Source organism: Streptomyces sp. NPDC091377, from assembly GCF_044757045.1.
Taxonomy (GTDB): domain Bacteria; phylum Actinomycetota; class Actinomycetes; order Streptomycetales; family Streptomycetaceae; genus Streptomyces.
Genome location: NZ_JBIVUE010000004.1, coordinates 157,289 through 182,571, shown reverse-complemented (window position 1 = coordinate 182,571; position 25,283 = coordinate 157,289). Strand labels below are relative to the sequence as shown.

The 25,283-nt window shown below is 70.1% G+C and carries 14 protein-coding genes and 1 pseudogene; 7 read left to right on the top strand and 8 right to left on the bottom strand.

The window, feature by feature from the left end; genetic code table 11:
• Positions 1–38: 38 nt before the first annotated feature.
• A complete protein-coding gene (acnA, locus tag ACIQNG_RS11145; protein ID WP_401425804.1) occupies positions 39–2,753 on the bottom strand; it encodes an aconitate hydratase AcnA in 2,715 nt (904 codons plus the stop codon).
• Positions 2,754–3,229: 476 nt separating this feature from the next.
• Between acnA and ACIQNG_RS11140 the strand changes: the two genes are divergently transcribed.
• Positions 3,230–3,694, top strand: coding sequence for a hotdog domain-containing protein (locus tag ACIQNG_RS11140; RefSeq protein ID WP_401484079.1), 465 nt, complete (start codon positions 3,230–3,232; stop codon positions 3,692–3,694).
• Between the two features lie 57 nt (positions 3,695–3,751).
• Complete coding sequence (locus ACIQNG_RS11135) at positions 3,752–4,216, top strand: hypothetical protein (protein WP_401484077.1); 465 nt, start codon at positions 3,752–3,754, stop codon at positions 4,214–4,216.
• Between the two features lie 294 nt (positions 4,217–4,510).
• Here the strand turns inward: ACIQNG_RS11135 and ACIQNG_RS11130 are convergent.
• From ACIQNG_RS11130 to ACIQNG_RS11115, 4 genes and pseudogenes are all read right to left on the bottom strand, one after another.
• Positions 4,511–5,647: pseudogene (locus ACIQNG_RS11130) on the bottom strand (XdhC family protein); the annotation flags it as partial.
• A gap of 63 nt (positions 5,648–5,710) precedes the next feature.
• Positions 5,711–7,864, bottom strand: a complete 2,154-nt coding sequence (locus tag ACIQNG_RS11125; protein WP_401484075.1) for a xanthine dehydrogenase family protein molybdopterin-binding subunit — start codon at positions 7,862–7,864, stop codon at positions 5,711–5,713.
• Positions 7,861–8,856, bottom strand: a complete 996-nt coding sequence (locus ACIQNG_RS11120; protein ID WP_401484074.1) for an FAD binding domain-containing protein — start codon at positions 8,854–8,856, stop codon at positions 7,861–7,863. The genes ACIQNG_RS11125 and ACIQNG_RS11120 overlap by 4 nt, the downstream gene beginning before the upstream one ends.
• Complete coding sequence (locus tag ACIQNG_RS11115; RefSeq protein ID WP_401484072.1) at positions 8,853–9,479, bottom strand: 2Fe-2S iron-sulfur cluster-binding protein; 627 nt, start codon at positions 9,477–9,479, stop codon at positions 8,853–8,855. The genes ACIQNG_RS11120 and ACIQNG_RS11115 overlap by 4 nt, the downstream gene beginning before the upstream one ends.
• Before the next feature lie 125 nt (positions 9,480–9,604).
• Between ACIQNG_RS11115 and ACIQNG_RS11110 the strand changes: the two genes are divergently transcribed.
• Together ACIQNG_RS11110 and ACIQNG_RS11105 are read left to right on the top strand one after the other, a co-directional pair.
• Complete coding sequence (locus ACIQNG_RS11110) at positions 9,605–10,288, top strand: TetR/AcrR family transcriptional regulator (RefSeq protein WP_401484070.1); 684 nt, start codon at positions 9,605–9,607, stop codon at positions 10,286–10,288.
• A 146-nt stretch (positions 10,289–10,434) separates the two neighbouring features.
• Positions 10,435–11,964, top strand: a complete 1,530-nt coding sequence (locus ACIQNG_RS11105; RefSeq protein WP_401425785.1) for a helix-turn-helix domain-containing protein — start codon at positions 10,435–10,437, stop codon at positions 11,962–11,964.
• 121 nt (positions 11,965–12,085) lie between these two features.
• Here the strand turns inward: ACIQNG_RS11105 and ACIQNG_RS11100 are convergent, their stop codons facing one another.
• The gene (locus ACIQNG_RS11100) at positions 12,086–13,228 is read right to left on the bottom strand and encodes a tyrosine-type recombinase/integrase (RefSeq protein ID WP_401484068.1); all 1,143 of its coding nucleotides are present in this window, start codon (positions 13,226–13,228) and stop codon (positions 12,086–12,088) included.
• 551 nt (positions 13,229–13,779) lie between these two features.
• Between ACIQNG_RS11100 and ACIQNG_RS11095 the strand changes: the two genes are divergently transcribed.
• Positions 13,780–19,926 carry a DNRLRE domain-containing protein gene (locus ACIQNG_RS11095; RefSeq protein ID WP_401484066.1) on the top strand — a complete coding sequence of 2,049 codons (6,147 nt, stop codon included), beginning with the start codon at positions 13,780–13,782 and terminating at the stop codon, positions 19,924–19,926.
• A 98-nt stretch (positions 19,927–20,024) separates the two neighbouring features.
• Complete coding sequence (locus tag ACIQNG_RS11090) at positions 20,025–20,249, top strand: hypothetical protein (RefSeq protein WP_401484065.1); 225 nt, start codon at positions 20,025–20,027, stop codon at positions 20,247–20,249.
• A gap of 739 nt (positions 20,250–20,988) precedes the next feature.
• On the opposite strand, the gene ACIQNG_RS11085 is transcribed toward ACIQNG_RS11090, so the two are convergent.
• Both ACIQNG_RS11085 and cdgB read right to left on the bottom strand, forming a co-directional pair.
• Entirely contained in the window at positions 20,989–21,345 is a 357-nt protein-coding gene (locus ACIQNG_RS11085) for a hypothetical protein (RefSeq protein ID WP_401484063.1), read from the bottom strand.
• 354 nt (positions 21,346–21,699) lie between these two features.
• Entirely contained in the window at positions 21,700–23,214 is a 1,515-nt protein-coding gene (gene cdgB, locus ACIQNG_RS11080) for a diguanylate cyclase CdgB (RefSeq protein ID WP_401484452.1), read from the bottom strand.
• Between the two features lie 1,851 nt (positions 23,215–25,065).
• On the opposite strand from cdgB, the gene ACIQNG_RS11075 reads away from it, so the two are divergent.
• Entirely contained in the window at positions 25,066–25,266 is a 201-nt protein-coding gene (locus ACIQNG_RS11075) for a hypothetical protein (protein ID WP_401484061.1), read from the top strand.
• Positions 25,267–25,283: the final 17 nt, after the last annotated feature.

Genomic DNA, 25,283 nt, shown 5'->3' with positions numbered 1-25,283 from the left:
GATGCGGCCCTGTCGCTGTCGTGCGGGGCGGGGATCCGTCAGTTGCGGATCAGGTTCCGCAGGACGTACTGCATGATGCCGCCGTTACGGTAGTAGTCGGCCTCACCGGGGGTGTCGATGCGGACGACCGCGTCGAACTCGACGCCCGTGTCGGTGGTGACCTTGACCGTGGCCGGGGTGGTGCCGTTGTTCAGCTCGGTGACACCCGCGAAGGAGAAGGTCTCCTCGCCGGTCAGGCCGAGCGTCGCGGCGGACTGGCCCTCGGGGAACTGCAGCGGCAGCACGCCCATGCCGATCAGGTTGGAGCGGTGGATGCGCTCGTAGGACTCGGCGATGACGGCCTTGACGCCGAGCAGCGCGGTGCCCTTGGCCGCCCAGTCGCGGGACGAGCCGGAGCCGTACTCCTTGCCCGCGAGGACGACCAGCGGGATGCCCTGGTCGATGTAGTTGCGGGAGGCGTCGTAGATGAAGGCGACCGGCGCGTCGGCCTGGGTGAAGTCGCGGGTGAAGCCGCCCTCGGTGCCCGGCGCGATCTGGTTGCGCAGCCGGATGTTGGCGAACGTGCCCCGGATCATGACCTCGTGGTTGCCCCGGCGCGAGCCGTAGGAGTTGAAATCGCGGCGCTCGACGCCGTGCTCCGTGAGGTACTTGCCGGCCGGGGTGTCGGCCTTGATGGCACCGGCGGGCGAGATGTGGTCGGTGGTGACCGAGTCGCCGAGCTTGGCGAGGACGCGGGCGCCGGAGATGTCCTGGACCGGGGCCGGGTCCATCTGCATGCCCTCGAAGTACGGGGGCTTGCGGACGTAGGTCGACTCGGTGTCCCACTCGAAGGTGTTGCCGGTCGGGATGGGCAGCGCCTGCCACTGGGCGTCACCGGCGAAGACATCGGCGTAGGACTTGTTGAACATGTCCTCGCCGATCGCGTTGGCGACGACGTCGTTGACCTCGGCCTCGGTCGGCCAGATGTCGCTCAGGTGGACCGGCTTGCCGTCCTGGTCGGTGCCGAGGGCGTCCCTGGTGATGTCCACCTTCATGGAGCCCGCGAGGGCGTACGCGACGACCAGCGGCGGGGACGCCAGGTAGTTCATCTTGACGTCGGGGTTGATCCGGCCCTCGAAGTTGCGGTTGCCGGAGAGCACCGAGGTGACGGCGAGGTCGTGGTCGTTGACGGCCTTGGAGACCTCCTCCGGCAGCGGGCCGGAGTTGCCGATGCAGGTCGTGCAGCCGTAGCCGACGAGGTTGAAGCCGACCTTGTCGAGGTAGGGGGTCAGGCCCGCCTTGTCGAAGTAGTCGGTGACGACCTTGGAGCCCGGGGCGAGGGTGGTCTTGACCCACGGCTTGCGGGTCAGGCCCTTCTCCACCGCCTTCTTGGCCACCAGCGCGGCGGCGACCATGACGTACGGGTTGGAGGTGTTGGTGCACGAGGTGATGGCGGCGACGGTGACCGCGCCGTGGTCGATCTCGTACGAGGTGCCGTCGGGGGCGGTGACCGTGACCGGGTTGCGCGGGGTGCCGTTGGAGTGCGCCGGGGCGTCGGAGGCCGGGAAGGACTCCTCGCCCGCCTCGTCGGCGGTGGAGACGTAGTTGAGGACGTCGGTCTTGAACTGCTCGGCGGCGTTCGCGAGGACGATCCGGTCCTGCGGGCGCTTCGGGCCGGCGATCGACGGGACGACCGTGGAGAGGTCCAGCTCCAGCTTCTCGGAGAAGTCCGGCTCGGCGGCCGGGTCCAGCCAGATGCCCTGGGTCTTGGCGTACGCCTCGACCAGCGCCACCTGCTGCTCGCTGCGGCCGGTCAGCCGCAGGTACTTCAGGGTCTCGTCGTCCACCGGGAAGATGGCGGCGGTGGAGCCGAACTCCGGGGACATGTTGCCGATGGTGGCGCGGTTGGCGAGGCTGGTGGCCGCCACGCCCTCGCCGTAGAACTCCACGAACTTGCCGACCACACCGTGCTTGCGGAGCATCTCGGTGATGGTCAGCACCAGGTCGGTGGCGGTGGTGCCGGGCTTCAGCTCGCCGGTCAGCTTGAAGCCGACGACGCGCGGGATGAGCATGGAGACCGGCTGGCCGAGCATCGCGGCCTCGGCCTCGATGCCGCCGACGCCCCAGCCGAGGACGCCGAGGCCGTTGACCATGGTGGTGTGCGAGTCGGTGCCGACCAGGGTGTCGGGGTACGCCTTGCCGTCGCGGACCATGACGACGCGGGCCAGGTGCTCGATGTTGACCTGGTGGACGATGCCGGTGCCGGGCGGGACGACCTTGAACTCGTCGAACGCGGTCTGGCCCCAGCGCAGGAACTGGTAGCGCTCCTTGTTGCGGCCGTACTCCAGATCGACGTTGACCTTGAAGGCGTCGTCGGTGCCGAACTTGTCGGCGATCACGGAGTGGTCGATGACCAGCTCGGCCGGGGCGAGGGGGTTGATCCTGGCCGGGTCGCCGCCCAGCTCCTTGACGGCCTCACGCATGGTGGCGAGGTCCACGACACAGGGCACACCGGTGAAGTCCTGCATGATCACGCGGGCCGGCGTGAACTGGATCTCCTCCGACGGCTGGGCCTGGGAGTCCCAGCCGCCGAGGGCGCGGATGTGGTCGGCGGTGATGTTGGCGCCGTCCTCGGTGCGGAGCAGGTTCTCCAGCAGCACCTTCAGGCTGTAGGGAAGGCGCGCGGAGCCCTCGACCTTGTCCAGCCGGAAGATCTCGTACGACTCGTCGCCCACCTGCAGCGTGCTGCGGGCGTCGAAGCTGTTCGCCGACACGACAGTCTCCTTCATTCATGTGCGCGTTCCACCGCATCCTGCCGCCACGCCGGTCTGGCCGATCCGCTAAGGTAAGGCTAAGTTAGGTAGCCCTTACCGAGGTGGGCGACTTGCGGTGCGCCTCGGGCAGATATCTCGATGTCGAGATAACTCTAGTACATGGCCGCGCGATGGTCATGCGCAGGGCACGGTGCGCGCTTTTCGGCGTTCCGGTGGGGGGCCTTTTCGGCGTTCCGGTGGGGGGCCTTTGCGGCGTTCCGGTGGGGGGGCTTTGCGGCATTCCGGTGGGGGGGCTTCTGCGGCGTTCCGGTGGGGGCCTTTACGGCGTTCCGGTGGGGGGCTTCTGCGGCGGCTGGCGGCCGGCGGCTGCGGGTGACCGCCGGCTGCGGGTGACCACCTGTCGGGGTCGGGCTCCGCTGCGGGGTGAACGCCTTTAGGGTCGTGTCTCGTACGGATATCCGGACGAGGGGATGACTGTGACGCGGGAGGATGCCGGGCGGGAGGGCGCTGCCCAGAGGGCTGCGGGCGGGACCGTCAACAAGGCGGCCGGTCTGGAGGTCGGCCAGGTGCTCAGCGCGCGGCGGACCATCGTCGCCGAGGACATCGCGGCGTTCGCGGCCCTCGTGGGGGACGAGGGGCGGCACCACGTCGCCGCCGACGGGCCCGTCATGGCGCACGGGCTGCTGACCGCGTCGCTGGCGACCGAGATCGGCGGACGGCTGGACTTCCTGGCCCGGCGCATGAACTGGGAGTTCGTCCGGCCCGTCTGGGAGGGCGACACCCTCACCTGCCGCGCGAGGCTGCGGCACGTGGAGCGCAAGCGGTCCGGAGTGGCGCTGGAGTTCGACATCGTGATCGTCAACCAGGAGGGCGACGAGGTGCTGCGCGGGGACAGCACGGGGCTGGTCCGGGACCTTCCGGTGACGGACGCCCAGGGCTGAGGACGGCTCGCGGACGGTCGCGAGGCCGTTGTCAGACCCTGACTCTAGGGTCCTTCCATGACTGTTCCCGAGATCGTCCCCATCGCCCATGAGCCGGAGTACCGCACCGGGACCATCGGGCGGTACGCCGGGGGCCAGTTCTTCGCGTCGGTCACCTACGCGGAGGGCCCGCTGCGGCGGCTGTACGTCGTGCTGCATCGTTTCGACGCCGACGGGCGGCACATCGACTCGGACATCTCCCGGGCGGACCGGCCGCCGACCCCGTCGCCCGGCGCCGAGGAGACACCCGGCGCCGCGCCGGCCCGGGCCGAGGCACGGCTGGCGGGGCTGCTGGACGGGCTGGACGGGCGGGAGTTCGGGGACATCGCGATCCGGCCGTTCCGGGTGGTCTTCGACGGGGTGGTGTTCGGGCTGGTCACCGAGCGGCACGCGCCGACGCCGGGCGAGGAGCACGACTGGGCCGAGCTGTACCCCGACCGGCTGGGATTCTCCGCGCCGTGGAACGGGTTGTACGACACCTGACGGGGCGGGGGGCTGGCGGGGCCCGGCGGCCGGAGGCGGGCCGGCTGGGCTGACGGGGCCGGGCGGCGGGCGGCGGCCGGGCGGCGGGTCGGCTGAGCTTTACGGGGCTTGACGGGTCCGGGCGGCGGCCGGGGGCGGGCGGCTCGGGCGGGTGGTGAGCCGGGCGGGGGCGGTGGGTCACGCCGCTGTGGCCCGCTCCCCCGGGCGCTCCGGGCTCGCCGCCCGGTGACCCGTCTCCTCCGCCCCTACCGTCACCGTCCCTTCTTCCCCTTCCCTCCCTTCTTCCCCTTCTTCCCCGTCTCTCCCGTCTCTCCTCTCCACGTCCCGGTGGATCGGGGTCCGGGTGTCGGTCAGGGGGATGCCCGTACCGCCCCGGCGGGTGGCGACGATCTCCGCCGCGATGGACAGCGCCGTCTCCTCGGGGGTACGGGCGCCCAGATCGAGGCCGATCGGGGAGCGCAGCCGGGTCAGCTCCCGGTCGGTGAGACCGGCCTCGCGCAGCCGGGCGTCCCGGTCGTCGTGGGTCCGGCGGGAGCCCATCGCCCCGATGTACGCCACCGGCAGCCGCAGCGCCTCCACCAGCAGCGGTACGTCGAACTTGGCGTCGTGGGTGAGGACGCACAACACCGTGCGGGGGTCGGTCCGGGTGCCCCGCAGATAGCGGTCCGGCCAGTCGACCACAACCTCGTCGGCCTCCGGGAACCGCGCCCGCGTGGCGAAGACGGGCCGGGCGTCGCAGACCGTGACGTGATAGCCGAGGAACGTGCCCGCCCGGACCAGCGCGGCAGCGAAGTCGATCGCCCCGAACACGATCATCCGGGGCGGCGGCACGCTGGACTCCACGAACAGGGTCAGCCCGCCGGGGCAGTGCGCGCCCTGCTCCGAGATCTCCACGCTGCCGGTGCGGCCCACCTCCAGCAGGGCGCGGGCCTCGGCGACGGCGACCCGGTCCAGTCGGCGGCCGAGGCCGAGGCTGCCGTCGTAGGCGCCGTCGGGGCCCGTCGTCAGCGCCCTGCCCAGCAGGTCGGCGGGGCCGCGCACGATCCGGGCGACCGCCGCCGCCTCGCCGTGCGCCGCGGCGGAGAGGGCGGCGGCGAACACCGGCCGGGCGGGAGAAACCGTACGGACCGGGGTGACCAGGACCTCGACCGTGCCGCCGCAGGTGAGGCCGACCGCGAAGGCGTCCTCGTCGCTGTAGCCGAAGCGCTCGCGCAGGGTCTCGCCCTCGCGCAGCGCCCGTTCGCACAGTTCGTAGACGGCGCCCTCCACACAGCCGCCGGAGACGGAGCCGATCGCCGTGCCCTAGCTGTCGACGGCGAGGGCGGCGCCGGGGTCGCGCGGCGCGCTGCCGCCGACGGCCACGACGGTGGCGACGGCGAAGTCACGCCCCTCGGCGATCCAGCGGTCGAGTTCCCTGGCGATGTCCAGCATGCGGTGCCGTTCCTTTCCGTTCCCGATCCCTTCCGTACGGATCCGCGCGGTGCCGGCCGCGCTCTAGCCGGGGCCGGCGTCGTCGCGGCGGGTCGCGGCGGTCAGTACGCGGTCCGGGCGGATCGGCAGGGCGCGGTGGCGGACGCCCGTCGCGTGCCAGACCGCGTTGGCGACGGCGGCGGCCGTGCCGACGATGCCGATCTCGCCGATGCCCTTGATGCCGATCGGGTCGGCCGGGTCGGCCCGCTCGATCCAGTGCGTCTCGACGGGCGGTACGTCGGCGTGCGCGGCGAAGTGATAGCCCGCGAGGTCGGCGCCGACCGTGCCCCCGGTGTGCGGGTCGCGGGCGGCCTCCTCGTGCAGCGCCATGGACAGGCCCCAGGTCATGCCGCCGACGAACTGGGCGCGGGCGGTGAGCGGGTTGACGATCCGCCCGGCGGCGAAGACGCCCAGCAGCCGCCGCACCCGGATCTCCCCGGTGCCGGGGTCGACGGCGACCTCGGCGAACTGGGCGCCGTACGAGTACCGCTCCTTGGGCGGCAGCGCCTTGACTGCCTCGGTGGTGTCCACCCGGACCGTGCTGCCCTCGGGGGGCGGGACGGTGCCGGGGACCAGGTGTTCGCGCAGTTCACGGGCGGCGGCCGTGACCGCCCAGGCCCAGGAGCGGGTGCCCGCGGAGCCGCCCGCGATCATCGCGGGGCCGAAGTCGCTGTCGCCGATACGGACCCGGACCCGGTCGGTCGGCACCTCCAGCGCGTCGGCCGCGACCAGGGTGAGCGCCGTACGGCCGCCGGTGCCGATGTCGGCCGCGGCGATCCGCACGGTGAAGGTGCCGTCCGCCTCGGCGGTGATCGCCGCCGTGGAGGGGGCGGAACCGGCCGGGAAGCTGGAGGCGGCGGTGCCGGTACCGAGCAGCCAGCGGCCCTCGCGGCGCGTCCCGGGGCGCGGGTCGCGGCGGTCCCAGCCGAAGCGGGCGGCGCCCTCGCGGAAGCAGTCGAGCAGGTGGCGGTCGGCGAAGGGCAGCCCGGAGAGCGGGCCGACGGCCGGTTCGTTGCGGGCGCGCAGTTCGATCGGGTCCAGGCCGGTGCGCTCGGCGAGTTCGTCCATGGCGCACTCCAGGGCGAAGGAGCCAGGGGCCTCGCCGGGCGCGCGCATCCAGGTCGGGGACGGCACGTCCAGCCGTACCACCCGGTTGTCGGTGTGGTGGGCGTCGGCGTCGTAGAGGATCCGGGCGACGGAGGCGGACGGTTCCACGAACTCGTAGACGTGGGAGGTGTGGTTGAGCCCGCGGTGTTCGAGGGCGCGGAGCCGGCCGTCGGGGTCCGCGCCGAGCCGGATCCGCTGGACGGTGGGGCTGCGGTGGCCGGCCAGGGTGAACATCTGGCGCCGGGTCAGCACCACCCGCACCGGGCGGCCGAGCCGGGTCGCGGCCATCACGGCGGCGACCTGGTGGGCGCGCAGCCCCTTGGAGCCGAAGCCGCCGCCGACGTGTTCGGAGCGGACCCGGACGGCGGACGGGTCGAGGGAGAACATCGTGGCGAGGTCGCCCGCGACCCAGGTGGCGCCCTGGTTGGAGTCGGTCAGTTCGAGCCGGCCGTCCTCCCAGCGGGCGGTGGCCGCGTGCGGCTCCATGGGGTGATGGTGCTGTTCCGGGGTGCTGTACAGCTCGTCCACGACGACCTCGGAGCCCGCGAGCGCGGCGGCGAGATCGCCCTTGCGGGCCACGGGGTCGCCCTGCTCGGGGACGTAGGCGCCGGGGTGTTCCTCGTGGAGCGCGGTGTCGTGCGGCTCCTCCTCGTAGCGCACGACGAGGGTCTCGGCGGCCTCGCGGGCCTGCTCGGAGGTCTCGGCGACGACCAGCGCGACGGGCCAGCCGCGGGAGGGCACCCGGTCGTGCTGGAAGAGGGCGACGGTGAGGTCCGGGGGGCCGAGCATGCCGGGCCGGGGCTCGACGCGGGGCGCGTTGCCGTGGTGCAGCACGGTGAGCACACCCGGCATGGCCAGGGTCGGCCCGTCCTCCACGCCCGTGACGCGTCCCCGGGTGACGGAGGACAGCACCAGCCAGCCGTGGGCGAGTTCGGGGAACGGGATCTCGGCGGAGAAGCGGGCCTGGCCGGTGACCTTCTGGGGGCCTTCGACCCGGGTGTGGGGCACCCCGACGGCGGGGCGGGGCCGGGTGGCGGTGGCGGTGCCCGTCCCGGGGGGCGTGCTGCTCATCGGTCGGCCTCCTGGGCGAGTTCCGTGAGGACGGCGACGACGAGGTTGCGGACGAGAGGCACCTTGTACGCGTTGCCGGGCAGCGGCGCGGCGGCGGCGAGTTCGGCGTCGGCGGCGTCGGTGAAGGCCGTCGCGGTCGCCGGGCGGCCGGTCAGCGCCCGCTCGGCGGCGTACGCCCGCCAGGGCCGGGAGGCGACCGCGCCGAGGGCGAGGCGGACCTCCCGTACGATCCCGTCCTCGATGTCCAGCCCGGCCGCGACCGACCCGATCGCGAAGGCGTACGAGGCGCGTTCGCGGACCTTGCGGTAGGTGGAACGGACGGTGACCGGGGCGGGCGGCGGCAGGGTGACGCCGGTGATCAGGGCGCCGGACGGGAGCGCGGTCTCGCGGTGCGGGGTGTCGCCGACGGGGAGGTAGAAGTCGGTGAACGGCAGGGTGCCGGTGCCGTCGGTGGTCTCGTACGTCACCCGCGCGTCGAAGGCGGTGAGGGCGACGGCGAGGTCCGAGGGGTGCACGGCGACGCAGTGCCCGGACGCGCCGAGGACGGCGTGATGCCGGTGCTCACCGGCGACGGCGGGGCAGCCGCTGCCCGGCTCGCGCTTGTTGCAGGGGCCGGTGAGGTCGGTGAAGTAGGGGCAGCGGGTGCGCTGGAGGAGGTTGCCGCCGACGGTGGCCATGTTGCGCAGCTGACCGGAGGCACCGGCCAGGACGGCGCGGGTGAGCGCGGGGTGGCCGCGCCGGATGTCGGGGTGGACGGCGAGGTCGCTGTTGGTGACGGTCGCGCCGATGTGCACGGAGCCGTCGGCGGCGCGGTCGATCCGGTCGAGGGGCAGGGCGGCGAGGTCCACGAGCCGGGCGGGCCGCTCGACGCCGGTCTTCATCAGGTCGACCAGGTTGGTGCCGCCGCCGAGGTAGCGGGCGTCGGGGTCGTCGCCGAGGAGGGCGAGGGCGGTGGGGATGTCGGGGGCGCGGTCGTAGGCGAACTCCTTCACAGCGCGGCTCCCTCGGCGGCCTCGGCGTGCGCTTGTGCCACGGAGGCGTCGGCGTGTGGCGGCGGCTGCGCGGCGTGGGCGTCGGACTGCGGCTGCGCCGCGTGGGCGACGGCTTCGACGATGGCGACGTACGCCCCGCAGCGGCACAGGTTGCCGCTCATCCGCTCGCGTATCTCCTCGGGGGTGAGGGCCGTGGTCCGCGCCTCGGGGCGGATGTCCTCGGTGGCGGCGCTGGGCCAGCCGGCCGCGTGCTCCTCGATGACGGCGAGGGCGGAGCAGATCTGGCCGGGGGTGCAGTAGCCGCACTGATAGCCGTCGAGGTCCAGGAACGCCTGCTGCACCGGATGCAGTCGGTCGCCCTCGGCCAGTCCTTCGACGGTGGTGATCTCGCTGCCCTCGGCGGTGACCGCGAGCCGTAGACAGGACAGGGCGCGACGCCCGTCGATCAGTACCGTGCAGGCGCCGCACTGACCGTGGTCGCAGCCCTTCTTGGTGCCGTTGAGGTCGAGCCGTTCGCGTAACGCGTCGAGCAGGGTGGTGCGGTGGTCGAGGTGCAGGGGATGCTTCTCCCCGTTGACCTGGAGGGTGACGGCGCTGGACGTCGACGCCGGGGCCGGAGCCATGGTGAGCCTTCTTTCCCCCGGGGCTGAGTAAACGGACAGTTGTCCGCCCGCTAGGCTACGAAACGTAGCGGACAGCTGTCCGGTTCGCAAGATCGGATTCGGCCGCGGCCCGCCGGGAGGACCACATGAAGCAGACGGACGACGCGTCGCGCGGCACGGACGCGCCCGACCGCGCAGAGACGTCACAGCACCAGGAGACGTCACGGCGTCAGGAGACGTCGCAGCGCGCGGAGACGTCACAACGCCAGGAGACGTCGCAGCGCACGGACGCGCAGCGCAACCGCGAGCGCATCCTGGCCGTGGCCCTGACCGAGCTGGCGCGCGACGCCGGTACACCGCTGAGCACGATCGCGAAGAAGGCGTGCGTGGGACAGGGCACCCTGTACCGCCACTTCCCGAACCGCGAGGCGCTGGTCGTGGAGCTGTACCGGCAGGAGATGCGGCAGGTGGCCGACGCCGCGCGGGAGTTGCTGGAGACCCTGCCGCCACGGCGGGCGCTGCGGGAGTGGATGGACCGGCTGGCCGGATACTGCATGACGAAGGCCAGCCTCGCGGAGGCCATCCGCCAGGTCACCAGCCGGCCGGGCGGAACCCTGCCGGGGCACTCGTCGATCACGGAGGCGATCGAACTGCTCCTGCGCGCCAACGAGGAGGCCGGAACCATCCGCCCCGGCACCACCCCGGACGACTTCGCGCTCGCCATCTCCGGTCTGTGGCAGATCGCCCCGGACAAGGAGTGGGAGCAGCGGGCGGGGCGGTTGCTGGACCTGGTGATGAGGGGCCTGAGCGCGGACGGACGGCAGGACTGAGCCCACGCTCACAGGCGGGACATGGCCTGTTTTGTCATCATGCACCCGTTGTCGCACCACCAGCCCCACCAGGCATGATTGACGGCACTTCACCCGAATGGACCCCCCGGGAGGCGCCATCTCATATCTGAGATAGCCTCAACCTCATGGCAGACGACTACCTCGTACGCATCGGCAAGCTCATCCGTGACGCCCGGCAGCACCGGGGCTGGACGCAGTCGCAGCTCGCCGAGGCGCTCGGAACCAGCCAGAGCGCCGTCAACCGCATCGAGCGCGGCAACCAGAACATCAGCCTTGAGATGATCGCCCGAATCGGTGAAGCGCTGGACAGCGAGATCGTGTCCCTGGGCTACGCGGGCCCGATGCATCTGCGGGTGGTCGGCGGTCGCCGGCTGTCCGGGGCGATCGACGTCAAGACGAGCAAGAACGCGTGCGTGGCCCTGCTGTGCGCGACGCTGCTCAACAAGGGCCGTACGGTGCTGCGCCGGGTGGCGCGGATCGAGGAGGTCTACCGGCTGCTGGAGGTGCTCAACTCCATCGGAGTGCGCAGCCGCTGGATCAACGGCGGGGTGGACCTGGAGATCGTGCCGCCGGCCGACCTGGACATGGCGGCGATCGACGCGGACGCCGCCGTACGCACCCGTTCGATCATCATGTTCTTCGGTCCGCTGCTGCACCGGATGGACCGCTTCAAGCTGCCGTACGCCGGCGGCTGCGACCTGGGCACCCGGACCATCGAGCCGCACATGATCGCGCTGCGCCGGTTCGGTCTCGACATCGCGGCGACGGAGGGCCAGTACCACGCGGTCGTGGACCGCAAGGTGAGCCCGGACCGCCCGATCGTGCTGACCGAGCGGGGCGACACGGTGACGGAGAACGCGCTGCTGGCGGCGGCGCGGCACGACGGCGTGTCGACCATCCGCAACGCGTCGTCCAACTACATGGTCCAGGACCTGTGCTTCTTCCTGGAGGCGCTCGGGGTGAAGGTCGAGGGCATCGGCACGACCACCCTGACCGTCCACGGGGTCCCGACCATCGACGTGGATGTGGACTACTCCCCGTCCGAGGACCCGGTGGAGGCGATGAGCCTGCTGGCCGCGGCGGTGGTGACGGAGTCCGAACTGACCGTGCGCCGGGTCCCCATCGAGTTCCTGGAGATCGAACTGGCGGTCCTGGAGGAGATGGGCCTGGACCACGACCGCAGCCCGGAGTACGTCGCCGACAACGGCCGGACCCGCCTGGTGGACCTGACGGTCCGGCCCTCCAAACTGGAGGCGCCGATCGACAAGATCCACCCGATGCCGTTCCCGGGCCTGAACATCGACAACGTCCCGTTCTTCGCGGCGATCGCGGCGGTGGCGCAGGGCAAGACCCTCATCCACGACTGGGTCTACGACAACCGCGCGATCTACCTCACCGACCTCAACCGCCTCGGCGGCCGACTCCAACTCCTCGACCCCCACCGCGTCCTGGTGGAGGGCCCCACCCGCTGGCGCGCCGCCGAGATGATGTGCCCCCCGGCCCTGCGCCCCGCGGTCGTCGTCCTCCTGGCGATGATGGCGGCGGAGGGCACGTCGGTCCTGCGCAACGTCTATGTCATCAACCGGGGTTACGAGGACCTGGCGGAGCGCCTGAACTCGATCGGCGCGCAGATCGAGATCTTCCGGGACATTTGACATATAGATGCCGCCGCACCCCGTCTGACCTGCCAAAACATGGGTCAGGTGGGGGTGCGGCGGCGGCTGTGGGACTTCTCTGGGACTTTGAGCCCGGGAGCGTTCCCGGCCCCACTTCCTGCTAGCCGAACAGGGCGTCGATGGCGGCGGTGCCGCGGGCGCCCGCGCGGGGCAGGAAGTGCGCGTACTTCCGCAGGGTGAACCCGGGGTCGGAGTGCCCCAGCCACTGGGCGAGTGAGACGACCGACTCGCCGGCTTCCAGCTGCTCCGAGGCGTAGAAGTGGCGCAGCGCGTGGAAGCCGTGTTCGCGGGAGGGTTCCCAGACGCGCTGTCCGTCGGCGCGCTGCTCCAGGCCGCCGATCACGCCGGCTTTGGTCAGCGCGGGTTTCCAGATGTAGGAGTTGAAGTAGTTCCGGTTGATCGCTTTGCGCTCGCGGCCGGTCACGAGCAGGTTGTACGTCCTGGGTCGGCGGTGCTTGGCCTCCACCGGTGTCTTTGGTGGGCGGGGGTCGTCCCAGGCCATGGTGACCGGCACGGTCGGGAACGCGGCAGCGTACCGTCGTGCCGCTTCCGCCACGCTGGAGGGCAGTGCCACGTCGCGGACCTTGCGGCCTTTGGGGAGCGCGAAGCAGAGGCTCGCCCGCACCATCTTGACCTGACGCCGGATGTGGACGACGCCCTCGTCGAAGTCGAAGTCATCGAGGCTGAGCCCGAACGCCTCGCCCTGGCGCAGGCCGAGACCCGCGCCTATCTCCACGAGGATCCGGTAGCGGTCCGGCAGGGCGGCGCGGACCGCCAGCATGCGTTCCTGCGGCCATGCCTCCAGCCTGCCCGGAGCAGCGGCCGGCGGCCGGACGGTTTTCGCGCGGCACGGGTTGCGTGCGAGCCGGCGGTCCTCGACGGCGGCCTGGAGAACGCTGGACAGCGTGGCCCAGACGAGGCGGATGGAGGTGGGCCCAAGGTCCTGCTCCAGCCGCTTCTTCCAGTTCCGCAGGACGTCGGTCCCCACCGTGTTCAGGGGGAGCGCCCCGAGGTGCGGAAGGATATGGCGGCGGACCCGCTGCTCGATGCGCTCGATCGTGGACGGGTCTCCGCTCTGGGAGGGCCACCAGTGCACGCTGATGTAGTCCTTGAGTGGTAGGTCGCCGTCTCGCGGGTCGACGAACTCCTGGCGCCGCACATCGGTCTGGGCTGTCGCGAGCCAGGTCTTGGCGTCGTTCAGGACGTCGAACGAACAGTCCCTGACGCCCGGTATCCCCTTCACCCGGTAGCGGGTGGTATGGAGAGGTCCCTGTAGGCCGCTTTCAGAGGGGTGGGCGGTCTGCCGATGGAGCGGCCGGCTCGTACCAGGGGCTCGCACGTGTTGGTTCAGGGAGCCCGGGTCCGGGCACCGTGCAAGCACACCCAGGTCCGGCGGGTCGGCGCCGACGGCATCCCCTAGAACCGCGTGGACACCACCTCAAGCGCCCTCTCAGACCCAATTCGGAAGCGCGCTCTATCTGAACTTTCCAGCCATCAGTGGCCGAATTTCCTGCACCACCTAGGTGAACGCCCAGTCCTGTCACGCCAGTTGACCGCCAGAGTGACACAGATCACCAATGCATCAAGGCGTCCCCCTGCCCACCTTCTGCGATCTTGTCACCATTTCCGATCTTCACCTGACGCATACCTTCACATTGTCATCACGTGGGTGATGCCAATGAAAATGCGAGAGGTCGAAGAATCATGACGGTTGACAGATCCGCGCCCCGACGGCGCGGGCGGCCTTGGCTCGGGGGGAACGTTCGCTGGACAGCGGGCGGTGTCGCCTTGGCCATGGCCATCACCCTGCTCGACGCCACAAGTTCCGTTGCAACAGCACCGCCTGAAGCCGCGGACTCGCCGAAGAAAGTGACAGCAACCCAGGCAGCTGACATTCCTTCCGCCCGTGTGGCGGCAAGGCTGTCCGGCAAGCGGGTTGAAGCGCTCTCGGAGCGCACCGAGACATCGACGACGTGGGTGAACAAGGACGGCAGCCTCACCACCGAGTTCGCGGCCGGGCCGGTCCGTTTCAAGCAGGACGGCAAGTGGGTCGACGTCGATGTGGAACTGCGTGAATCTGGCTCAGGTGTGGAGCCGGTCGCGCACCCGGAGGGGCTGCGACTCGCGGGCAAGGCAGGTACGCCAGCAAAATCATTGACGGCCGCGCGCGAGGCCAAGGCCACCGACCTGGTGACGCTAGGCGAGGGCGACCAGCAGATCACCCTGCAGTGGAAGGGCGGGCTGCCGAAGCCGAAGCTCGACGGGACGCGCGCGGAGTACGTCAACGCCGTGCCTGGTGCGGACGTGGTCGTCGAGGCCACACGCACAGGCTTCGAGCAGTACGTCGAGATCAAGGAACGCCCCGACTCGGGCGGCTACTCCTACATCCTGCCGCTGAAGGCCAAGGGCCTGAAGGCGAAGCAACTGGCCGACGAGAGTGTGCTGTTCACCGACAAGAAGAACAACAAGCGGGCCGTCATGCCTGCCCCGGTGATGTGGGACGCCACCGTCGACAAGCGGTCCGGCGAGCACACCCACAAGGCCAAGGTCGGCCTGAAGGTCGTGCAGAAGGGCTCCTCCGTCGACTTGGTAGTCACGCCGGACGCGAAGTTCCTCGCCGACCCGGAGACCAAGTACCCCGTGACGGTGGATCCGTCCGCCTCCTCGCTGAGCAACGTCTTCGACACCTACGTGCAGCAGGGCGAGACGGTCGACTGGTCGACGGACACCGAGTTGGACCTGGGTAACCCCGGCACGACCAACTCGAATGGCACCCCGCGGACGGCGCGTTCCTTCATCTCCTGGAACACCACGCCGATCCAGGACGCCATGATCCTCGACGCCAAGCTGAGCTTGTGGAACTTCCACTCGGCCAACACCGACTGCAAGCTGTATCCGTGGGAGGTGTGGTCCACCGGGGCGGCCTCGACCTCCTCTCGCTGGACCTCGCAGCCGACATGGACGGCGAAGAAGGCCACATCCACCGAGACTACCGGCAACCCTGGCTGCTCCACCCAGCCGGACGGCTGGATCAACGCCGACGTGACCACGCTCGTGCAGGAGTGGGCGTCCGCCAAGGCCACCCGCGGCCACATGGGCCTGCGCGCCTCCAGCGAGACCGTGGTGGCCCAGTGGAAGCGGGTCAACTCCGCCAACGCCGCCTCCAACCCGCCCAAGCTGGTCGTCAACTACAACTACCGGCCGCGCACCGGCGCCAAGCAGGAGGCCGGCCCGCCGTACTTCTCCTACAGCGGCGCCTACACGGTGAACACCACCACGCCCACGCTGCGGGACACCTTCGTCGACGCCGATGGTGACAAGGTCAACGGCACTTTCCAGATCTACGACAACGCTGCCAACAGCCAGGTCGGGAACGTTATCGTCTCCAAGTACGTGCCCTCTGGGCAGGTCGCCTCAGTGACCGTCCCCGCCGGGGTGCTGGCCAACGGCAAGACGTACAAGTTCCGTACCAGCCCGTACGACGGCACGCACTACAACACCGGCTGGTCAGCTTGGAAGACCTTCACGGTCGACACCAGTGCCCCCTCCGCCCCATCGAAGATCGTCTCCACTGACTACCCGTCGGGCGAGTGGGTCAAGGGCGCTGGGCAGGCCGGCACCTTCACCGTCACCCCGCCCGCGTCCGACCACAACTGGCTGGAGTGGTCCATGGACGGCGTCACCTGGACCAAGGTCGCCACCGGCGGATCCGCCGCCGACAAGGCCATCCCCATCACCCCACCGCAGGACGGCACCCACACCCTGCAGGTGCGCGCGGTCGACAAGGCGGACAACAAGTCCGAGGCGATCGAGTACACCTTCCACGCCGGACAGGGCGGCTTCGTCCAGCCCTCCGACGGCGAGCGCACCGCACGCCGCCTGTCCCTGGTCGCCGAGGCCGACGCGACCAAGTACGACAGCGTCTCGTTCTCCTGGCGCCGCTCCGAGGCCGACTCCTGGGTCAAGATCCCAGTCGGAGACGTCACTTCGGGTGGCAACGCGCTCACCGCATGGCCGGTCGCCCTCACCAGCGGCAAGAACTCGGGTCTGGTGTGGAACACCACCGACACCGTCGATCCCGATGGCACTGTGCAGCTCAAGGCCGACTTCACTGGCCCGAACAGCACGTCCGGCGCCACCGAGCCGCTGACCGTGGTTGTCGACCGCAACGCCGAGGGTGCCGCGACAGAGCGGCTTGGCCCAGGTTTGGTCAACCTGCTCACCGGTGACTACACCATTTCGGAGACGGACGTTTCCGCGTTCGCGCTCTCCGTTTCGCGCACTGCGTCATCCCGTACCCCCAACAAGGGGGCCCAGGAAGAGGGCCAGGCTGCCATCTTCGGCAAGGAATGGGTGTCTGGCACGGTCGCGCAGCTCACGGAGTCGAACTCCACCTACCTGCGCAAGGTGTCCGACACGGCCGTAGACGTGGTCTCGGCAGACGGTGACAGCATCCACTTCACGGCCAACGCCGCGAAGGACGGCTGGTTCCCCGAGCCAGGCTCGGAGTCCCTCACACTGACGGGCAGTGTGAGCGGCAGCTTCACGTTGACCGACACTGAGGGGATCGAAACCACCTTCACCAAGCCCGAGGCGAGCGCCACGACGTGGCAGGTGTCGAAGACAGAGCCCGTCGGGCTCACCGGCACCAGCACAACCGTCGTGTCCGAGACCATCACCTCAGGCGGCAAGACGCTCGCCCGTCCCAAGCGGATCATCGCTCCGAACTCCGGCGTCACCTCGACCTCCTGTTCTTCGGATCCGGCCACGAAGGGCTGCCGTGTCCTTGAGTTCGTCTACGCGACAACCACCACCGCCACAAGCAGCGCATTCGGCGACTACAGCGGGCAGGTAAAGGAGATTCGGCTCTGGGCAACGGAACCTGGCGCGGCGAACGCCACCTCTAGGGTCACCCAGACCTACGCCTACGACGACCTCGGCAGGCTGCGCGAGGCTTGGAACCCACAGATCAGTCCCGCTCTGAAGACGACCTACACCTACGACAGCTCTGGTCGGGTCACCCAGCTCACGCAGCCGGGCGATCTGCCGTGGAACTTCACCTACGGCAAGGCGGGAGCCAGCTCAGCGGCGGCTGACGGAATGCTCCTCACTGTCTCCCGGCCGGCCCTGCAGCAAGGCGCCCTCGACGTGGTGGACGGCGAGGCCGTCACCAACCTCGTGTACGCCGTGCCGCTGACCGGCACGGCGGCCCCCTACGCGATGGGCTCCTCCGATGTCAGGGCATGGGGACAGACCGATACACCGACCGATGCAACCGCGATCTTCCTCACCGATGTGAAGCCTGCCTCCCATGCCGGTGGCGGACTTACGGCCACTGGCTATCAGCGCGCTAGCATCCACTATCTGGGCGCCTCCGGGCGCGAGGTCAACTTTGTCGTGCCGGGCGGGCACACCACGACCACCGAGCACGACCAGCACGGCAACGCCGTCCGCCAGCTCTCTGCCGCCAACCGGGCGATCGCGCTCGGACTGACTGCGGCCGACCGGGAGCAACAGGCCGAGTTGGGCATCGCTCAGCTGACCAGTGCCGAGCGCGCCGAATTGCTCTCCGACCGGTGGGTGTACAACAGCACCGGGACCCGCGAACTGGAAGAGTTCGGTCCCCTGCACAGGGTGGATCTCACTTCCGACCTCAAGTCCGGCACGACCACTCTTGTTCCCTCCGGGACATCGGTGACCGGACGCTCCTGGACGCTGACCACGTACGACGAGGGTCGCCCCACGGACGGCACAGCCAAGGTCAAAGACCAGGTCACCAAGGTCTCCACGGGTCTGGAGGTACGCGAGCATCCCGGCGTCCAAGGGGAGACACGGATCAAGGAGACCACGTACGACTGGGCCAAGGGTCTTCCCATGAAGTCCGTCCAGGACCCAGCCGGACTGGCCCTGACCACCACGACGGAATACGACGCACAAGGTCGCGTCACCAAGAAGATTCAGCCCGGCGCCGACGGGACCGACGTCACGACCCAGGTGATCACCTACTGGGCGGCAACCGGAACCGGAACGTGCCAGGGACGCCCCGAATGGGCCGACCAAGTGTGCACCACCAGCCCAGGGGGTGCGATCATCGGCGGCGGATCCAACCCCACCCAACTGCCGAGCAGCACGACAGAATACGACTGGTGGGGAAACCCGGCCAAGGTCACTGACACCGCGAACGGCGTGACCCGGACCACCACCACGTCCTACGACGGGGCTGGCCGTGTCACCACGGTGAAGACGAGCGGCGGCACAGGACAAGCTCTGCCGGAGAGCACCACCAAGTACGACACCACCACCGGCCGCGCGGTCAAGACCGTGTCGCCCACTGCCGGAACCATCACCAAGCAGTACGACAAACTCGGCCGTCTGGTCTCCTACACGGATGCCGACAACGGCAAGACCACGACCGAGTACGACATCCTCAACCGCCCGGTCAAGGTAAGTGACTCTGTCCCGTCAACCGTGACCTACACGTACGATCACTCCGCTGAACCGCGGGGCCTGGCCACGACCACGACAGACTCGGTCGCCGGTGCCTTCCAGGCAATGTACGACGCGGACGGCTCGGTCAGCAGCGAAAAGATGCCCGGCGGCTACACCCTCAAGGTGACCGACGGCACGACGGGTGCGACTGTCAAACGCACCTACACCCGGGACAGCGACGGCACCATCGTCTACTCGGACACGGTGGCCACGACGGCTCACGACCAGGTGTCCCGGCACGCGGGCTGGTCCGACCAGACCTATCAATACGATGCAGCGGGACGTCTCACCACTGTCGAGGACACCTCCGAGACGATCTGCACCCGTCGCTCGTACACCTTCGACGCCCGCACCAACCGCAAGTCCCTGACCACCGCGACCGGCTCGCCGGGCGCCGACTGCCCCACCAGCGGAGGCACCACCACCAATTACACGTACGACAGCGCGGACAGGCTCGTCGACACCGGCTACACGTACGACGCGTTCGGGCGATCCACTGCGGTGCCCGGTGACGGCACGTTCAGCTTCTACGTCAACGACCTCGTCTACCGGCAGACTGCGAACGGCGAGCGTCAGACCTGGGCCCTGGATGCGGCACAGCGCTTCCGGTCCTGGACGGTGGAGACCGGCAGCGGCAGCTCGTGGACCACGGTGCAGACCAAGCTGAACCACTACTGCAGTGAGTCCGACAGCCCTCGCTGGATCATCGAGGACACCTCCACCGGAGCAGTGACTCGTAACGTCTCCACGGCGAGCGGCGAACTGACCGCAACAACGAGCAAGACCGGAGACCGCGTCCTCCAGCTCACGAACATCCATGGGGACGTTGCCCTCCTGCTCCCACTGGACAGCAGCGCGGCTCCGCTCGCGCTCGACAGTGATGAGAACGGCAACCCGAGGGCCGGACAGCAGGACGTCCGCTACGGCTGGCTGGGCGGAAAGCAGCGCTCGGGTGAGACCCTCACCGGTCTCACCCTGATGGGGGTTCGGGTCTACAACCCGGACACCGGACGCTTCCTTTCGGTCGACCCGATCGTCGGGGGTGGCGCGAACCTCTACGGCTATCCTGGTGACCCAATCAGCCAGTTCGACCTCGACGGCCAGGCATGGAAGTGCAAGGCCAAGTGCGCCCTGGTCGGCAGTGACCCCAAATGTACCGGATACGTCTGGGGCGCAGGTTCGGGCAAGACCCAGGACGCGGCGAGCAGAGCGGCGAAGAAGGACGCTTCCAGCCAGGCACCCCGAGGCTGCCGCACGAAGCACTGCCGGACTTTCGACTGCACCAAGAACCGTCTGAGGCAGTGGTGGGACGGCAACTACAACCCAAGGGTGATCCACATGCGTAACCCTCCTGACTGGATGCGCCGACAGAACCGCTCGACCTGGGGCATCGCGTGGCGCAGTTACGTCTGGGGCGGCACGTACGGCAGCTGGTGCGGATGCGGTCCATGACCGATCTGACAGCTGACGCCCGATAGACGAGGGGATCGGCCGCCACTCTGTACGGTGGCCGATCCCTTTCGCCATCCCTCAATGGAAGGACACAGAAAATGAGTGACGCGCCTGAGCTCTGGAAAGTGGTCATCGCTCTGGAAGCCACAGCAGAGCAGAAGGACGCTCTGGTTGACCGCTTCGTCGACGCCATCTGCCCAGATCCGAGTCATGAGGGTTGGTGCGATACACCCTGGGCCCTCCATGTAGTCGAGGGTGACTCGCTCAGCACAGATGAGCAGAAGCGGCTCCAGGACGAAATCAAGGACACCATGGAAAGCTGACCCACAGCGGCACCAACTGCCTGAGCCAGGTCAGCGCCCCGCAGGAAAGATCCCCGCAGGTCACCGACCCAGCCCATGACAAAGAGACGGAGAAACTCGGCGGCACCTGCCTCAACTGCGGCTGCATCCCCACCAAGACGGTGATCGCCTCCGCGCGGTGACCCACCAGGTACACCGTGCCGCCGAGTTCGGCGTGACCACCAGCGCCCCCACCACGGACCTGGCCGCCGCCGTCGCCCGTAGAACGCCATCGTCGAGGGCATCCGCTCCGGCTCGGACAAGGCAGTCGACCGGGCCCAGGATTTGGACCTCTTCCATGCCGAGGGCCGCTCCACCACGCCGCGGGCGGCCCACCGTGGACGGCACCGCACTGGAGACCGACAAGATTTTCCTGTTGCCGGGATGCGCACCGCCCGCCCGGCCATCGACGGCCTGGACACCACCCCGTACACGCCTCGCGCACCCTGCTGGACCTCACCGAGCGGCCCGGACACCCCATCCTGGTGGGCGGCAGACCTCACCCTCGCCCGCGGCGGCCACCGCACACCCATCCGCGTCCGGGACGACACCGGGCAGCTGATCCAGATCGAAGCAGAGGAAGAGACAGCCTTCTGGGACTGGGCCGCGGTCGAAACCCTGCGTCGCTCAGGTGCCCGCATCGAGGAGACGTGCGAGGTCAGCCACCTCAGCACCCGCCACTACCAGCGCAACAACGGCGAGATGGTGGCCCTCTTGGTCATCAGCCCGGAACCGGATCCCCGCCCGCCTTCGCCCGTTGACTCCGCGCATTGGGATGCGGGCCATCCGCAAGGAACAGCTCCAGCCCCGGCCCACCGTACGGAACCTTCTCAATGCGCTTGCCCGCTGGTTCCAGGCCGTGCCGTTTCGCATAGTTGACGACGCGCCCCCACTCCGCGACCTCGTCGTCATCAGGGTCGGTGATCCGAAAGCGGCCCTCGGCGACGAGCCGCTCGATCAGCTCTTGAGCCTTCGCCCCCCGGGCCCGCGCGACGGGCCTCTCGCTGTAGGGCGTCCGAGGGCTGGCGGGCACTGCCGGCTCACTGTCACCAGCGACCTCGGAGTCGTCGTCGATCATCAGGACCCCACCATCCCGCAAGTCATCGGCCGAGCGCCAGTTACTCGACATCCGGGCTCCACCACCCTGGCTGGAAACTAGGCAGTTCGACGAACCCGGCCTGCCGTACAGAGCCGAAAGACACCCGTCAGCTGTGGGAGTCCCCTGGGACTTTTCTGGGACTTCCGGCCCCATCAAGCGGCACGAACGTGAAATAGCCGAAAGGTCATTCGCGCAGGTCAGCGGCCGCCAACCGCTCATCGCGGCAGGTCACCGCACTCGCTGGTCTCTTCCGGGACATCTGAGATACGGACGCCGCCGCGTCCCGCCTGACCTGCGTGGGCGTGGGTCGGGAGAGCTGCGGCGGCGGGCCCCTCAGGACGCGGATCTGCGGGCCGCCCGCAGGATGTCGCCGGGGTCTGTCCCGCACTGGGCCCAGGTGATGCCGATGCTCGCGCGGGTGCGCGTGGCCTGTTCGCCCAGGCGGATCGGCAGGTGGATCTGGTTCTGCAACCGCACCGCCGTGGTCTGCGCGTCGGCGGGGCTGAGGTCGGCGGCGAGGACGACGAACTCGTCACCGCCGTATCGGGCGACCGTGTCGCCGTCGCGTACGGTCCGGCCGAGCCGCCGGGCGACCTCGACGAGGACGCCGTCTCCCCCGTCGTGCCCGAAACGGGTGTTGACCGCCTTGAAGTCGCGGAGGGCGCAGAAGATCACGGCCAGGCCACGGGGGTTGGCACCCACGGGCGCCGCCACGTGGGAAGGGTGGGTTCCGGCCGGGTCGGCGTGGTCGAGGTGGGGGCCGTCGGCTCCCTCCGGTGCCTCCGTGACGACGTCCGACTCCGGGAGGGCGCAGATCCGGGCGGCGATACGGGCGTGCAACTCGGCGGAGTTCGGCAGGCCGGTGAGGGCGTCGTGGGAGGCGCGGTGGGCGAGTGCCAGCTCGCGGCGCTTGCGCTCCTCGATGTCCTCGATGTGACTGAGCAGGAAGCGGGGACCGTCGGCGGCATCCGCGACCACGCTGTTGCGCAGCGAGACCCACACGAAGGTGCCGTCGCGGCGCCCCAGGCGCACTTCCGCGTGCCCGCCCTCGGCGCTGGTGCGGAGCAGGACGCCTATGTCCTCGGGGTGGACGAGGTCGGTGAGCGTGGAGCGGCGCAGGGTGGAGGCCGGGCGGCCCAGCATGCGGCACAGCGCGTCGTTCGTCCGGAGGAGGCGGCCGTGGTCGTCGCCGCCCATCTCGGCGATGGCCATGCCGGAGGGGGCGTACTCGAATGCCTGCCGGAAGCTCTCCTCGCTGGCGCGCAGGGACTGTTGCTCCCGGTCCAGCCGGACCAGTGCGCGCTGCATGTTCGCGCGTAACCGCGCGTTGCTGATCGCGGTGGCGGCCTGGAAGGCGTACTCCTCCAGGTCCCGGCGCTCGTCCGGCCGGGGGCGGCGACGGGTGAGGGGCCAGTCCACGGAGATCACTCCGATCAGCTCACCCTGGGGGGCGCCGGAAGCAGTCCGGTTGTACAGGGGTGCGAAGAGCCGGTCGGAGGGGTGCCACTCGTCCTCGAAGCGGGGGGCCGGGCCGTCGGTGTGCCACTGCGGTACGTCGTCGTCATCGAGCACCCTGCCCTCGGTGTGGGGGATGAAGACCAGCTCGCCCCATGCCTCACCCATGTGCAAGCGGCGCTCCCAGGAGGCGCGGGAGCCGACGCGGCCGGTGATGAGCGCCTCGTCGTCGGCGTCGCCCGCGAAGGCGGCCACGACGAGATCGCCGTCCGGCCGGACGAGGTTGACACACGCCAGTTCGTAGCCGAGTCCCGTCACGACGCCGTCGGCGACGGTCTGCAGGGTGTCCGCGAGACTGCGGGCGAGATGGAGGTTCTGGACCGCGGCCCGCAGATTGTGACTCTTGTCGACGGCGAGCGCGCTGCGGACGGCGAACTCGTCGGCGACCGACAGATCGGCCTCCTGGAAGGGCCGCCCCGAGGGCTGGCGCAGGAGGACCGCCATGCCGATGACCCGCCGGCGACCGTGCAGGGGCACGAGGACGGTGTGCCCGCCGTCGCGTCCGTGTCCCTCACCGAGCAGTTCCGGCAGCGCGGCGCAGCCGACCGGCGAGTCGGTGGCGACCGGCAGTGCCCCGTTCAGCACCTCGGAGAGCGCGCTGCCGGGGCGTACGTGGCACGACTCGGCGCCCTCCGCGGCGTGCGGCGGGTGGACCTGTTGCAGCCGCAGCACCAGCGGGCCCGTGTGCTCCTCGTCGCCCACCGGGAGGGGGTCCCGCAGATGGACCATGACCGCGTCGGCGATGGTGGGGACGAGGGCCTGGCACAGCCGCCTCACGATGTCCTCCGGGTCCCGTCCCGCGGTGATCCGGCGGATCGACTCGGAGACATCGCCCTGGGGGTCGGCGCCCGGAGGCGGTGGGGATCCGAGCGCGGGGACCGATGTCCCGGGGCTGGTCGGCGGGCTGGACAGTGGGATGGTGGGCGGGATGGTCGACGGGCTGGTGGGCGGGATGGCGGGTGGGCTGGTCGGCGGGCTGGTGGGCGGGCTGGTCGGCGGGTTGTCCGGGGTTGTTCCGGACAACCCTGCGGCTGGCCTTCCCTGGTCCTGCCGCAGTTGCCCGGGCACGTACATCCCGGTTCCCGCCGCGGAACCCGGGGGGTTCGAGGACGTCCAGTAACCCACCTCGTCGGCGGCCTGCTGGACCGCCTCGTGCCCCTCGTCCAGAACGGCGCGCGCCTTCTCCAGCGCACGGTCCACGTCGTTGAGCGCGGCGTCGTCGGTGCCGAGCGCGTGCAGATCGGGCCCGGACAGCGGGGGGGCCGGCTCCCGCGTCCGGGAGGGTTCGTCCTCCCCCATACGGAGCCGCAGCTCGGCCAGCTCGGCCTCCAGTTCTTGGATACGCCGCGCCGCGTGGTCGGCGACCTGCTGGGCGATGCCCCGCTCCCGCTCGGCGCGCACCAGCTGTTCGCGGAGTTCCGTCTCCTGCCGCTGCGCACGGGACAGCAGTTCGACCACCCCCTCGCCGCCCGGGACGTCGACCGCCACCCACTCCATCGCGTCGAGCCGGCGTTTCAGTTCCACGACCTTCGCCTGGGCCTGACCGAGCATGACGAACAGCAGCGTGGCGATCGACAGGGCCTGTTGCCGTCCGTGCTCACCGGCCTCGTACGCCTCCCGGGCCCGCTGCATCTCCTGGAGGACCTCGATGGTGCGGTCCTTGGCCTCCAGCAGTTCCCGTGCGGGCACCAGTTCCTGCGACGGCGTGATCGTCGTGGGGTTGGTGCCCGCCCGGTCCCACAGCGCCCTCGCCTCCCCGAGGCGGCGGCGGGAGAGGTCGGCCTGTTCGTGGGGAAAGCACACGTCGGCGACGGCCTCGACGAGATCCCACTCCAGTGACTCGCCGGACAACCGGTCACGCAACCGGCGTACCTCGGGCACGGTTCCGGCGACGAAGTGCTCGGGAGTGAGCCGTGCGTGCAACTCCCGTACGGACACCCCCGACGCGTCGAGCCAGGACCGCACCACCGCGACCAGCTGGTTGATCTCGACGCAGGTGCCCCGGGCCGCTCCCCACGGCCGCCCCGCCCGCTTCCTCTCCCCGCCCACTCGCTCTCCCCCATGGTTTGTCCGCCGGACAACCCCCTGTTGTCACCGGAGAAACATCCAACCGCCCCACCTGCGATTCCGCCCGGGGATCGTCGTATTTCGTCATCGACTCCACACGACCCAGGCGGTGCCCTCATGAAACACACCTTCCCGGCGTTCCTGCTCCTCGCGCTGGCGGTGGCCGTCCTCTTCTCCCTCGTCGTCGCAGCGATCGCCTTCGCCCTCGCCCGCTGGGAGGGGGCCGCCGTACCGACGGCCCTGCGGCGCTGCGGCATCACGTTCGCCACGGGCCTCACCCTGTGCCTGGCCGTCCTCGCGGCGCTGGACCGGCCGTAGCGGGGGCGGGGACGCCT